Source organism: Streptomyces sp. NBC_01255 (genome assembly GCF_036226445.1).
In the GTDB taxonomy this organism is placed as follows: domain Bacteria; phylum Actinomycetota; class Actinomycetes; order Streptomycetales; family Streptomycetaceae; genus Streptomyces.
The window spans coordinates 1,110,138-1,123,059 of record NZ_CP108474.1 but is presented as its reverse complement, the minus strand read 5'-3'; the positions used below and the strand labels follow the sequence as shown (position 1 = coordinate 1,123,059).

11 protein-coding genes are annotated in these 12,922 nt (G+C 72.1%); 9 read left to right on the top strand and 2 right to left on the bottom strand.

The features are described 5' to 3' along the window. Positions 1 to 76: 76 nt before the first annotated feature. The 5 genes from OG357_RS04725 to dgoD all read left to right on the top strand — a co-directional run bounded on the left by OG357_RS04725 (position 77) and on the right by dgoD (position 4,618). Entirely contained in the window at positions 77 to 982 is a 906-nt protein-coding gene (locus tag OG357_RS04725) for an SMP-30/gluconolactonase/LRE family protein (RefSeq protein WP_329619918.1), read from the top strand. A 55-nt stretch (positions 983 to 1,037) separates the two neighbouring features. After that, positions 1,038 to 1,703 carry a bifunctional 4-hydroxy-2-oxoglutarate aldolase/2-dehydro-3-deoxy-phosphogluconate aldolase gene (locus tag OG357_RS04720; protein ID WP_329619917.1) on the top strand — a complete coding sequence of 222 codons (666 nt, stop codon included), beginning with the start codon at positions 1,038 to 1,040 and terminating at the stop codon, positions 1,701 to 1,703. Continuing rightward, a complete protein-coding gene (locus OG357_RS04715; protein WP_329619916.1) occupies positions 1,700 to 2,662 on the top strand; it encodes a sugar kinase in 963 nt (320 codons plus the stop codon). The genes OG357_RS04720 and OG357_RS04715 overlap by 4 nt, the downstream gene beginning before the upstream one ends. A gap of 61 nt (positions 2,663 to 2,723) precedes the next feature. Further along, on the top strand, positions 2,724 to 3,476 hold the full coding sequence (locus tag OG357_RS04710) for an SDR family NAD(P)-dependent oxidoreductase (RefSeq protein ID WP_329619915.1): 753 nt from the start codon (positions 2,724 to 2,726) through the stop codon (positions 3,474 to 3,476). After that, a complete protein-coding gene (gene dgoD, locus OG357_RS04705; RefSeq protein WP_329619914.1) occupies positions 3,473 to 4,618 on the top strand; it encodes a galactonate dehydratase in 1,146 nt (381 codons plus the stop codon). Before OG357_RS04710 ends, dgoD begins: the two co-directional genes overlap by 4 nt. 61 nt (positions 4,619 to 4,679) lie before the next feature. On the opposite strand, the gene OG357_RS04700 is transcribed toward dgoD, so the two are convergent. Both OG357_RS04700 and OG357_RS04695 read right to left on the bottom strand, forming a co-directional pair. Continuing rightward, entirely contained in the window at positions 4,680 to 6,263 is a 1,584-nt protein-coding gene (locus OG357_RS04700) for a glycosyl hydrolase 53 family protein (protein WP_329619913.1), read from the bottom strand. A 185-nt stretch (positions 6,264 to 6,448) separates the two neighbouring features. After that, the gene (locus tag OG357_RS04695) at positions 6,449 to 8,470 is read right to left on the bottom strand and encodes a beta-galactosidase (protein WP_329619912.1); all 2,022 of its coding nucleotides are present in this window, start codon (positions 8,468 to 8,470) and stop codon (positions 6,449 to 6,451) included. 207 nt (positions 8,471 to 8,677) lie between these two features. Between OG357_RS04695 and OG357_RS04690 the strand changes: the two genes are divergently transcribed. Genes OG357_RS04690 through OG357_RS04675 form a run of 4 tightly spaced genes read left to right on the top strand, consistent with a single transcriptional unit; the run spans position 8,678 to position 12,905 of the window. Then, positions 8,678 to 10,003, top strand: coding sequence for an ABC transporter substrate-binding protein (locus tag OG357_RS04690; RefSeq protein ID WP_329619911.1), 1,326 nt, complete (start codon positions 8,678 to 8,680; stop codon positions 10,001 to 10,003). Beyond that, the gene (locus tag OG357_RS04685) at positions 10,000 to 10,932 is read left to right on the top strand and encodes a carbohydrate ABC transporter permease (RefSeq protein WP_329619910.1); all 933 of its coding nucleotides are present in this window, start codon (positions 10,000 to 10,002) and stop codon (positions 10,930 to 10,932) included. Before OG357_RS04690 ends, OG357_RS04685 begins: the two co-directional genes overlap by 4 nt. After that, positions 10,929 to 11,849, top strand: a complete 921-nt coding sequence (locus tag OG357_RS04680) for a carbohydrate ABC transporter permease (RefSeq protein WP_329619909.1) — start codon at positions 10,929 to 10,931, stop codon at positions 11,847 to 11,849. Before OG357_RS04685 ends, OG357_RS04680 begins: the two co-directional genes overlap by 4 nt. 30 nt (positions 11,850 to 11,879) lie before the next feature. Next, positions 11,880 to 12,905: a LacI family DNA-binding transcriptional regulator gene (locus tag OG357_RS04675; protein ID WP_329619908.1), complete on the top strand. Its 1,026-nt coding sequence runs from the start codon at positions 11,880 to 11,882 to the stop codon at positions 12,903 to 12,905. The last annotated feature ends 17 nt before the right edge of the window (positions 12,906 to 12,922 follow it).

Below are 12,922 nucleotides of genomic sequence, written 5' to 3'. Positions count from 1 at the left end.
GGAAGAAGCGGGGGACGGGTTATTTACAACCGTTAGACGAAGCCCTAGTTTTTGAGGAGCCAACCGAGGAGGACAGATGCTGCACCTCAGGGCCGTGCCCTGCTCCCCCCTGCCCGGACGCCTGACGGAAGGTCCCCTCTGGGACGACCGGCGCCAGGAGATGCTCTGGGTCGACATCCCGGAAGGGCTCGTGCACCGAGCCGCCCTCACCGACGGAGCCGAGGGCCCCGACCTGGCACCCGTCGTCACCCTCCGCCTCGACCGACCCGTCGGCGCCGTCGCCCTCTGCGCCTCCGGAGCCCTCCTCGCCGCCGCGGGCACCTCCGTCCTCCGCCTGGACGAAGGCCGCCCGGTCGCCGAGGCCGTCGAGCTCGCCGCGCCCGTCCTCCCCGACGACGGCCTGCCGCGCCGCATGAACGACGCCGCCGTCGACCCCGCCGGCCGGCTCCTCGCCGGAACCATGGCGTACGACGAGACCCCCGGCGCGGGCGCCCTCTACCGCCTCGACGACGACGGACTCGTCACCCTGCTCGACTCCGTCACCATCTCGAACGGCCTGGGCTGGAGCCCCGACGGCAGTCGCCTCTACTACGCGGACAGCCTGACCGGCCGCGTCGACGTCTTCGCCTACGACCCGGAGAGCGGCGCCCTGAGCGACCGGCGCCCCTTCGCCGTCCTCGACCGGGGCGTCCCCGACGGACTCACCGTCGACAGCGCGGGACGCGTCTGGGTCGCGGTGTGGGGAGGCGGCGAAGTCCTCGCCTTCACGGAAGACGGCACCCTCCACGCGCGCGTGGAGGTGCCCGCCTCGCACGTGACGAGCTGCGCCTTCGCCGGTCCGGCCCTCGACGTCCTCGTCATCACCACGGCGACCGAGGGCCTCGACGAGGAACGACTGCGCGCCGAGCCCGACGCCGGCCGCCTCTTCGCCTGCCGCCCCGGCACCACGGGCCTGCCCACGAACCTGTACGCCGACCGCTGACCCGGTACGCCGCCCCCGGCGGAACGCGCCCCGACCCGCAAGGAAGCACCGCACCATGACCACCCCACACCACGACGCCACCCCCGGCGCCGCCCACGCAGGGCTGCGCGCCGCGCTGGCCGCCGCCCCCGTCGTCGCGATCCTCCGCTCCACCTCCGCCACCCGCTTCGCCGAGGTCACCGACACGCTCCGGGCCTCCGGCGTCCGGGCCGCCGAGTTCACCCTCACCACACCCGGAGTCCTCGACGCGCTCCGCGAGTACGCCGCCGACGCCCCGCCCGGGCTCGCACTCGGCGCGGGCACGGTGACCACGCCCGCCGAGGCCCAGGCCGCCGTCGAGGCCGGAGCCACCTACCTCATCACCCCGACCACCTCCACCGAGGTCATCGCCGAAGCCGTCCGCCTGGACGTCCCCGTGCTCCCCGGCGCGTACACCCCCACCGAGATCCTCACCGCCTGGCGGGCCGGCGCCACGATGGTGAAGCTCTTCCCCGCCGCGACCGGCGGACCGGAGTACCTCCGCGCCGTACGCGCCCCGCTGCCCGACATCCCCCTCGTCCCGACCGGCGGCATCGGAGCCGCCGACGCCCCCGCCTACCTCGCCGCCGGCGCCGCCGCCCTGGGCGTGGGCGGCCCCCTCGTCGGGGACGCCTGCGAGGGCGGCTCCCTGGCGGCCCTCGCCGAGCGCGCGGCCGCCTTCCTCGACGGGATACGCCGATGACACCACCGGGGCCCGAACTCGTCACCCTCGGCGAGGTCATGGCGGTCGCCGCCGCCACCTCACCCGGGCCGCTCGCCACCGGAGCGCCCCTGCGCCTCGGCTGGGCGGGCGCCGAGGCGACCGTCGCCATCGGCGTCAGCCGCCTCGGCCACAGCTCCGCCTGGACCGGCCGTGTCGGGGAGGACGCGGCGGGCGCGATGGTCCTCGCCGGACTCCGCGCCGAAGGCGTCGACGTCTCCGGCGCCCGTACGGACCCGGCGGCACCCACCGGCCTGATGCTCCGCGAACGGCGCACCGCCGACCGGCTCCGCGTCACCTACTACCGCGCCGGACTCGCCGGCTCCCGGCTCGCCCCCGAGGACCTGGACGAGGCCCGGATCTCCGGCGCCCGGATCCTCCATGTCACCGGCATCACCCCGGCGTTGAGCCCCACCGCCCGTGCCGCCGTCGAGCACGCCGTCGCGCTCGCCCGCGCCGCCGGCGTCACCGTCTCCTTCGACGTCAACCACCGCGAACTCCTCTGGAGCCGCGCCGAGGCCGCCGACGCCCTCGCCCGCCTCCTCCCGCACGCCGACATCGTCTTCGCCGGCCCCGAGGAGGCCTCCCTCTTCGTGCCCGAGGTCCCCGAGGACGAGCCGGAGCGGATGGCCCGCGCCCTCACCCGGCTCGGCCCGTCACAGGCCGTGCTCAAGCTCGGCGCCGCCGGGGCCCTCGCCGTCGTCGACGACGAGCTCCACGTCCGACAGGCCGTACCCGTCACCGCGGTCGACCCCGTCGGCGCGGGCGACGCCTTCGTCTCCGGCTACCTCGCCGCCGTCCTCGACGACGCCCCGGCCGCGGAACGCCTCCGACTCGCCGCGCTCTGCGGCGCCTTCGCCGTCTCCGTCCCCGGCGACTGGGAGGGCCTCCCGCGCCGCGCCGAACTCGGTCTGCTCGACGCGCAGGACATCAGCCGCTGAGCGCGCCCGAGTCCGCTCCGTACCCCGTCCCCGTACCGCCACAGCACAGGAACCCACCACTATGAACCGTTTCTCCGGACGGACCGCCGTCGTCACCGGCGCGGCCTCGGGCATCGGCGCCGCGAGCGCCGCCCGACTCGCCGCCGAGGGCGCCTCGGTCCTCGTCTCCGACATCGCCGACGAGGCGGGCGAGGCCGTCGCCGCGGCGATCCGCGCCGCCGGCGGCCGAGCCGCCTACGTACGCTGCGACGTCTCCTCCGAGGAGGACTGGACGGCGCTGCGCGAGGAGGCCCACGCCCGCTTCGGGCCGGTGGGCATCCTCCACAGCAACGCCTTCACCCACACCACGGCCGCCGCCCACGAACTCCCCGTCGCCGTCTGGGACCGGGAGATGGCGGTCAACCTGCGGGCCCTCTACCTCGCCACCCGCACCTTCCTCGACGACCTGCGCGCCGAGGGCGGCAGCATCGTCGCCACCTCCAGCGTCCACGCCGACTTCGGCCTGCCCGGCTACCCCGCCTACGCCGCCGCGAAGGGCGGAATGTGCGCCCTGGTACGCCAGTTCGCCGTCGAGTACGGCCCGGACGTGCGCTTCAACTCCGTCCTGCCCGGGCCGATCCTCACCGACGTGTGGAACGACGTCGACGAGGAAGGACGGCGGATCTCCGCCGACGCCACCGCGCTCGCCCGGCTCGGCCGACCCGAGGAGGTGGCGTCCGCCGTCGCCTTCCTCGCCTCCGCCGACGCCTCCTACATCACCGGAACGAACCTGGTCGTCGACGGCGGCTGGACCGTGAAGAAGGACTCCAAGTGAAGATCACCTCCCTGCGTACGTACCTCGTCGCCCCGCGCTGGTGCTTCCTGCGCGTCGAGACAGACGAGGGCATCACGGGCTGGGGCGAGCCCGTCGTCGAGGGCCGCGCGCACACCGTCGCCGCCGCCGTCGAGGAGCTCTCCGACTACCTGATCGGCCAGGACCCGATGAAGATCGAGGATCACTGGCAGGTCCTCACCAAGGGCGGCTTCTACCGCGGCGGCCCGGTCCTCTCCAGCGCCGTCGCCGGCATCGACCAGGCCCTCTGGGACATCACGGGCAAGGCCCTCGGCGTCCCCGTGTGGCAGCTCCTCGGCGGCAACGTCCGCGACCGCGCCCGGGTCTACAGCTGGATCGGCGGCGACCGGCCCGACGAGGTCGCCTCGGAGGCGCTGGCACGGAAGAACGAGGGCTTCACCGCGATCAAGATGAACGCCTCGGCGCAGCTGCGGCTCATCGACACCCCGGCGGCCGTCCACGGCATCGTCGACCGGGTCGCCTCCATCCGCGAGGCCGTCGGCGACGACTTCGACATCGCGATCGACTTCCACGGCCGCCTCACCGCGCCGATGGCCCGCCGGGTCCTGCCGCTCCTGGAGCCGTACCTGCCCTTCTTCGTGGAGGAGCCGGTCGTCCCGGAGATGAGCGACCACATCGGCGACATCGTGCGGTCCACCTCCATCCCCATCGCGACGGGCGAACGCCTTTACTCCCGCTGGGACTTCAAGAAGGTTCTCGACCAGGGCATCGCGGTCGCGCAGCCGGACCTCTCGCACGCGGGCGGCATCTCGGAGGTGCGCAGGATCGCCGCGATGGCGGAGGCGTACGACGTCTCCCTCGCCCCGCACTGCCCGCTGGGGCCGATCGCGCTCGCCTCCTGCCTCCAGGTCGGCTTCGCCGCGCCGAACCTGCTGATCCAGGAGCAGAGCCTCGGCATCCACTACAACACCGGCTCCGACCTGCTCGACTACCTCGTGGACCCGACGGTCTTCCGGTACGAGGACGGGCACGTGGCCCTGCCGACCGGGCCGGGGCTCGGCATCGAGGTCGACGAGAAGGCGGTCGAGCGGGCCGCCGAGGTCGGCCACCGCTGGCGGAACCCTGCATGGCGACGGGACGACGGCTCGCTCGCCGAGTGGTAGGAGAGCGGCATGCGGAAGGGGCGGGCTCGTGAACGAGCCCGCCCCTTCGTCTGGTTGTCCGTCAGCGGTGCGCGAACCAGCTCGCCGCCGGGAGCAGCTTGCTGTCGTAGTCGAACAGGGCCTGGTTCTCCCAGCCGTTGCCGGAGGCGGAGTCGGTCGGGTCCCAGCCGTTGCCGGTGACGGCGGTCCAGGCCGGCTCCCAGTAGACGACCCCGAGACCCCGGCCGTTCGGCACGGCCTCGACGACGTTCATGACGTCCCGCAGCCAGGCCGACTGGCCGGCGCTGCTCGCCGGGTAACCGGAGACCAGCTCGCTCGACAGGTCGATGATGTTCTCGTGGCCGTCCTCGCTGTCGAGGCGGAACGGGTAGGCGGTCTCCGCGACCATGACCTTCTTGCCGTAACGGGCGGAGATGTCGTCCAGGTTGGCCTGGAGCGCGGAGAGAGCGCCGTGCCAGTAGCCGTAGAAGGAGAAGGCGATGACGTCGTAACTCACGCCCTGCGCGGTCGCGTTGTCGAACCACGTCCGGTAGAGGGCGTTGTCGCCGCCGTTCGCGAGGTGCAGCGCGATCTGCGTGCTCGACGACACCGCCTTGGCCGCCGAGATACCGGACTTGAGCAGCCCGCCGAGCTGCGACCAGTTGGACGTCGAGCCCTCGGGCCAGAGCATGCCGGTGTTGATCTCGTTGCCGATCTGCACCATGTCGGCCGTGGTGCCCTGCGCCTTGAGGGCGTTGAGGACGTCGAACGTGTGGTTGTAGACGTCCGTGGTCAGCTGGGAGTACGAGTGGCCGGCCCAGGCCGCGGGCTTGCTCTGGGCGCCCGGGTCGGCCCAGCTGTCCGAGTAGTGGAAGTCGACGAGGAGCTTCATGCCCTGCGCCTTGATCCTCTGGGCGGTGGCGAGGACACGCGCCTTGTTGTTGTAGCCGTCCGCCGGGTTCACCCACACCTTGAGGCGGCCGTAGTTGGCGCCCGCGTTCTTCAGGATCGCGACCGGGTCACCGGTGACGCCGGCGGCGGTGCGGTAGGTCCCGCCGAGGTCCTCGCTCTTCTTGAGGGCCGACAGGTCGACGCCCTTGACCGCGAGACCGGTCGTGCCGGAGGTGAAGGTCAGGTCGTCGACGTTGAGCCAGTTCCCGGCGTTGGCATCGGAGTTGACGCTGACGGTGCAGGCGCCGCCGGTGACGGTGACGGAGGTGACGAGCCGTATCCAGGCGCCGTTGGACGTCACCGGCAGGTCGGTGCGCTGCTCGGCGGAGCCGCAGTTGCGCAGGGCCAGGTAGGCGGCGTTCTGCCCGCCGCCGGAGCGGACCCACGCGCTGAGCGTGTACGTGCCGTCGGCGAGCCCGGAGAGGTACTGGTACGTCTCGACCTTGTACGCGGACGCCGACCAGTGGCTGAGGCGGTAGCTCCCGCCGTGGCCCCCGGCCTCGGCGAACGAGGCGGCGTTCTGGCCGGCGGCCGAGTAGGTGGACCAGCCGGCGGGCGTGGCGGTCCCGGTGGCATCGCTCTCGAACCCGGCGTTCGTGAGGCTGGCGGCCGCCTCCGCCTGCGGGGCGGTGGGCAGCGGAGCCAGGAGCAGGGCGCCCAGAGCCGCCGCGACGGCGGCTGCTCGCAGGCGGAATCGGCTTCGTACGGAGTGCATCGTCGAGTCCCTTCGACGGTGGCCAATGTGAGGTGTGGTGCGGGTGGTTCCTTACGGGTGGTGCGGCTCACCCGGGGGCGGCGCAGCGGGAGCTGCCGCCCCCGGGGAGATCAGGGGTCCGGCCCGGAGGCAGGGGGCCGGAGGGGGAGTGATGCGGTCAGGCGACAGGCGTCAGGCGTCGGACGTCAGGTGTCCAGGCGGACGACCCCGACGGCCCCGGCCGGGACGGTGAACTTCCCGTCGACCGGCGTACCGCCGAGGAGTTCCGTCCCGGAGCCGTCGAGCGGCACCTCGGCGTCCTCGGCGGAGTGGTTGAGGGCGAACAGGTACTGTCCGCCGTCCCCGGCGCGGCGCACGACCTCCACGTCGTGCGGCAGCGCGGCGCGCGCCGGGACTCCGGCGTCCTCGCAGGCGGCGGCCACGATCGCGTCAAGCGAGGCCGCGTCGAGCCGGGTGGAGACGTACCAGGCCGTGCCCCGGCCGAGCCGGTGCCGGGTGACCGCGGGCCCGCCGGCGGCCGGCCCGTCGGCGTACGTCCAGACGGTCTCGGCGCCGCGCGGCCTGACGAACTCCGTCCACACGTCTCCGGTGAGCGAGGCGCCGTCCGGGCCCGCGATCCGTACGCGCTGCTCGTCGAGGAGCGGGGACCACTCCTCGACGGTCAGGCCGAGGACGTCCCGCAGGGCGCCCGGATAGGCGCCGGGGTGCACGGCGTCGTGCTCGTCGACGATCCCGGAGAAGTACGAGACGACGAGCGTGCCGCCGTTCTCGACGTACTCGCGGAGGTTCTGCCCGGCGGCCTCGGTCATGAGGTAGAGCGCGGGCACGACGACCAGCGGGTAGGCGGACAGGTCGGCCTCGGGGTGGGCGAAGTCGACCGTGAGGTGCCGGTCGTACAGGGTCTCGTAGAAGCTGTCGGCGCGCTCGCGGGCGTCGTGGGCCTCGTTCGGCCGCCACTCCAGGTTCTGCGCCCACCAGGAGTGCCAGTCCCAGAGCATGGCGACGTCCGGGACGGTCCGGGTGCCGCGTACCTCCTCCAGGGCCTCCAGGCCTGCCCCCAGGGCGACGACCTCGCGCCAGACGCGGGTGTCGGTGCCGCCGTGCGGGACCATCGCGGAGTGGAACTTCTCGGCACCGCGCCGGGACTGGCGCCACTGGAAGAACATGGCGCCCTCGGAGCCGCGGGCGACGTGGGCGAGGGAGTTGCGGGCCATCTCGCCGGGGCGCTTGGCGGGGTTGCGGGCCTGCCAGTTCACGCCGGACGTGGAGTGTTCGAGGAGCAGCCAGGGTGCGCCGCCCGCCACGGAGCGGGTGAGGTCGGCGGCCATGGCGAGGTTGACGTGGGTGCGGCGGCCGTCGGTCATCAGGTAGTGGTCGTTGGTGACGAGGTCGACCTCGCGGCCCCAGGCCCAGTAGTCGATCGAGTCGCACTGGCTGAGCGCGGTCATGAAGTTGGTGGTGACGGGGATGCCGGGGGCCAGCTCGTGCAGGATGTCCCGTTCCGCCCGGAAGTTCTCGCGGATGGTGGCGTCGGCGAAGCGCCGGTAGTCGAGCTGCTGGGCCGGGTTGCCGACGGTGGGGGTGACGCGGGGCGGGTCGATCTCCTCGTACGAGCCGTAGCGCTGCCCCCAGAAGGCGGTGCCCCAGGCTTCGTTCACGGCCTCCACCGAGCCGTGGGTCTCGTGGAGCCAGCGGCGGAAGTGGGCGGCGCAGTTGTCGCAGTAGCAGGCGCTGACGGGCACGCCGTACTCGTTGTGGACGTGCCAGAGGGCGAGCGAGGGGTGGCTGCCGTAGCGGCGGGCGAGTGCCGTGGTGATCCCGGTGGCGGCCGCGCGGTAGGCGGTCGAACTGTGGCAGATCGCCCCGCGTGAACCGTACGAGTAGCGCACGCCCTCGGCGGTGACGGGCAGTGCGTCGGGATGGGCGCGGTAGAACCAGGCGGGCGGTGCCACGGTGGGCGTGCCCAGGTCGACGCGGATGCCGTGCGCGTGCAGCAGGTCGAGGAGCCGGTCGAGCCAGCCGAAGTCGTACCGGCCGCGCTCGGGTTCCAGCAGGGCCCAGGAGAAGATGCCGACGCTCACCATGGTGACGCCGGCCTCCCGCATCAGCCGGACGTCCTCCTGCCAGACGCTTTCCGGCCATTGCTCGGGGTTGTAGTCCCCGCCGAACGCGAGCCGGTGCAGGCCCTTGGGAGTGGTCTGCGGCATGAGTCTCTCCTGAAACTTCGGAAGATGGAAGCTGTGTTGGATTGGGAACGTGCACACACCCGATCTCGATGTGGCAACGCAACATAACCGCACACGAACAACCATTGACAAGTGTCCGGAACGTTTCTCTACTGTGAACGCTCACAGATGCATGGTCGGCCTCTCCGTCTGCGAGAGAGGCCCCTTTCGGTCAGGGAGAAGTACCCCATGCCCCACATCACGCGCCGCAGCCTCGCCGCCGCCATCGCCGTCCTCCTCGGTGCCACCGCACTCACCGCCTGCGGTTCCTCGGACGCCGACTCCGGCTCCGGCGACGGGGCGGGCGCCGCCTCCGGCCCCGTCTCGCTCACCTACTGGGCCTGGGCGCCCGGTATGGACAAGGTTGCGGCCCTCTGGAACGCCAAGCACCCCGACATCAAGGTCACCGTGCAGAAGCAGGCGTCCGGGGACGACCTCGTCACCAAGATCATCACCGCGGCGAAGGCGCACAAGGCCCCCGACCTGGTCCAGGCCGAGTACCAGGCCCTGCCGACCCTCGTCAGCAACGACGCCCTCGCCGACATCGCCCAGGAAGTCCAGGGCGTCAAGGACAAGTTCGCCCCCGGCATCTGGCAGCAGACCACCTTCGGCGGCGAGGCCGTCTACGCCCTGCCGCAGGACTCCGGGCCGCTGATGTTCTTCTACCGCGAGGACCTGTTCAAGCAGTACGGCCTGACCGTCCCCACCACCTGGGACGAGTTCGCCGAGACCGCCCGCGCCGTCAGGAAGAAGGCGCCGAAGAAGGCCCTGACCACCTTCTCCGCCAACGACTCCGGCCTCTTCGCCGGCCTCTCCCAGCAGGCCGGCGCCAAGTGGTGGACCTTCGAGGGCGACACCTGGAAGGTCGGCATCGACGACGCCGCCACCAAGAAGGTCACCGACTTCTGGGGCGGCCTGGTCGCCGAAGGCGCCATCGACAACCAGCCGATGTACACCCCCGCCTGGAACAAGGCCCTCAACACCGGCGAGCAGCTCGCCTGGGTCAGCGCCGTCTGGGCCCCCGGCACCCTCACCACCGCCGCCCCCGACACCAAGGGCAAGTGGGCCATGGCCCCCCTCCCGCAGTGGAACAAGGGCGACAACGCCACCGGCAGCTGGGGCGGCTCCTCCACCGCCGTCACCACCGACTCGAAGCACAAGGCCGCCGCAGCCCAGTTCGCCACCTGGCTGAACACCGACCCGGAGGCCCTCGCCGCGCTCGTCAAGGAGAGCGGCATCTACCCCGCGGCCACCGCCGCCCAGACCAGCGGAGCCCTCGCCAAGGCCCCCGACTACTTCGCCAACCAGCCCGACTTCTACACCCGCGCCGCCGAGATAGCGAAGACCACCGCCCCGGCCGCCTGGGGCCCCAACGTGAACGTCGCCTACACGTCCTTCAAGGACCAGTTCGGCAAGGCCGCCAAGGCGAAGAGCGGCTTCGCCGAAGCCCTCACCGCGATGCAGGCCGCCACCGTCACGGACCTGGACAAGCAGGGCTTCGAGGTCGCCCAGTGACGCAGCCCCCCAAGGGCGCGCGCCGGTCGTACGGGGTCAAGGCGGCCCCGTACGGCTTCCTCCTCCCCGCCGCCGTCCTCTTCGCCCTCTTCTTCGCCCTGCCCATCGGCTACGCGGTCTGGATCAGCTTCCACAAGGTCGAGATCAAGGGCCTCGGCCTCGGCAAGGGCGCCAAGTCCGAAGTCTGGGCCGGCCTGGAGAACTACACCTCCGCCCTCACCGACTCCGAACTCCTCGCGAGCGCCCTGCGCGTCCTCGGCTACGGCGCCATCGTCGTCCCCGTCATGCTCGGCCTCGCTCTCTTCTTCGCGCTCCTGCTCGACTCCGAGCGCGTCCGGGCCCGCTCCTTCGCCCGGCTCGCGATCTTCCTCCCGTACGCCGTCCCCGGCGTCATCGCGGCCGTCCTCTGGGGCTTCCTCTACCTCCCCGACGTCAGCCCCTTCCACTACCTCCTCGACAAGGCCGGCCTCCCGCAGCCCGACCTCATGGACGGCGGACCCCTCTACCTGGCGATGTCCAACATCGCCGTCTGGGGCGGCACCGGCTTCAACATGATCGTCATCTACACCGCGCTGCGCGCCCTGCCCACCGAGGTGTACGAGGCAGCCAAGCTCGACGGCTGCTCAGAACTCCAGATCGCGCTCCGCATCAAGATCCCGATGGTCGTGCCCTCGCTGGTGCTCACCTTCTTCTTCTCGATCATCGCGACCCTCCAGGTCTTCAACGAGCCCATGACGCTCAAGCCGCTCACCAACGGCATCCCGTCCACCTGGAGCCCGCTCATGAAGGTCTACAGCGACGCCTTCACCGGCGGGAACATTTACGCCGCCTCGGCCACCGCCGTCGTGCTCGCCCTCGCCACCTTCGCGCTCTCCTTCGCCCTCCTCAGGATCTCCAACCGCCGCACCACACAAGGAGCAGGCCGATGACCGGGCTCGCCTCCCCGACGCTCCGCAAGGCGGCCCCCACCGCCGGCACCACCCCCGGCACCTCCCAGGGCCCGCCCGCCCCGCGCCCCCGCCGCACCGCCCTGCTGCCCACCGCCGCCCTCGTCCTCGGCGCGCTCTACTGCCTGCTGCCCGTGGCGTGGGTCCTCGTCGCCGCCACCAAGGCCGACGACGAACTCTTCTCCACCTTCACCCTCCTGCCCGGCAGCGGCCTCGGCGACAACATCGGCGAGCTCACCCGCTACCGCGACGGCATCTACTGGCGCTGGATGGCCAACTCCGTGCTGTACGCGGGCCTCGGCGGCATCCTGTCCACCATCGTCTCCGCGTTCGCCGGCTACGCCCTCGCCGTCTACCGCTTCCGCGGCCGCGAGGCGTTCTTCAACATCATGCTGGCGGGCGTCCTCATGCCCCCCGTCATCCTCGCCATCCCGCAGTACCTGCTGATGGCCGAGGCCGACCTCACGGACACGTACGCCTCCGTCCTGCTGCCGCTGGTCCTCTCCCCGTACGGCGTCTACCTCGGCCGCATCTACGCCGAGGCCGCCGTCCCCATGGAGCTGGTCGAGGCGGCCCGCGTGGACGGCGCCGGCGAATGGCGGATCTTCCTCAGGATCGCCGTCCCCATGATGGCCCCGGGCCTGGTGACGATCTTCCTCTTCCAGTTCGTCGCCATCTGGAACAACTTCCTGCTGCCGTTCATCATGCTCGGCGACGACGAGAAGTTCCCCATGACCGTCGGCCTGTTCACCCTCCTCAAGCAGGGCGCGAGCCAGCCCGCCCTCTACACCCTGGTCATCACCGGCGCCCTGCTCGCGATCGTCCCGCTCATCGCCCTCTTCCTCCTCATCCAGCGCTTCTGGAGCCTCGATCTGCTCTCCGGCGCCGTAAAGTCCTGAACCACAGGGGATCGAGGGGAAACACACAGCATGAGCACAGCAGCGGCAAGGCGCCGCCCGGCGACCATCCACGACGTGGCCCGCGAGGCCGGGGTCTCGCGCGGCACCGTCTCCCGCGTCCTCAACGGCGGCCACTACGTCAGCCCGTCGGCGAAGGCCGCCGTCGACGCCGCGATCCGCAGAACGGGATACGTCGTCAACCGGCACGCCCGCTCGCTGATCACCGGCAAGTCCGACTCGGTCGCCTTCCTCCTGACCGAGCCGCAGGAGCGCTTCTTCGAGGACCCCAACTTCAACGTCCTGCTGCGCGCCTGCACCCAGGCCCTCGCCGCCCAGGACATCCCGCTCCTCCTGATGATCGCGGGCACCGAGGACGAACGCCGCCGCAACCTCCGCTACATCGAGGCCGGCCACGTCGACGGCGTCCTCCTCGTCTCCAGCCACTCCGGCGACCCCGTCGTGGACCGGCTGCACGAGGCCGGCGTGCCCGTCGTCGCCTGCGGCAAGCCGCTCGGCCAGACCGCCAGGATCGGCTACGTCGCCGCCGACGACCGCGACGGCGCCCGCGACATGGTCCGCCACCTGTACGCGTCGGGGCGCCGCCGCATCGCCACCGTCAGCGGCCCGCTCGACACCCCGGGCGGCGTCGAGCGCCTCGCCGGCTACCGCGAGACGCTCGCCGAGGTCGGACTCCCCGTCGACGAGACCCTCGTCGCCACCGGCGACTACAGCCGGGCGAGCGGCGAGGACGCGGCCGTCGCCCTCCTGGAGCGGGCCCCCGACATCGACGCGGTCTTCGTCGCCTCCGACCTGATGGCACAGGGCGTCCTCGACGCCCTGGCCCGCGCGGGCCGGCGGGTCCCCGAGGACATCGCGGTGGGCGGCTTCGACGACTCCCCGGCGGCCCTCTCCAGCCGCCCCTCGCTCACCACGATCCGTCAGCCGTGGGACCGGATCAGCACCGAGATGGTGCGGACGCTCCTGGCCCGGATAGCGGGCGAGGACCCGGCGACGGTCATCCTGCCCACGGAGCTCGTCCGCAGGGAATCGGCGTAGCGGGACCCTGTCGAGAA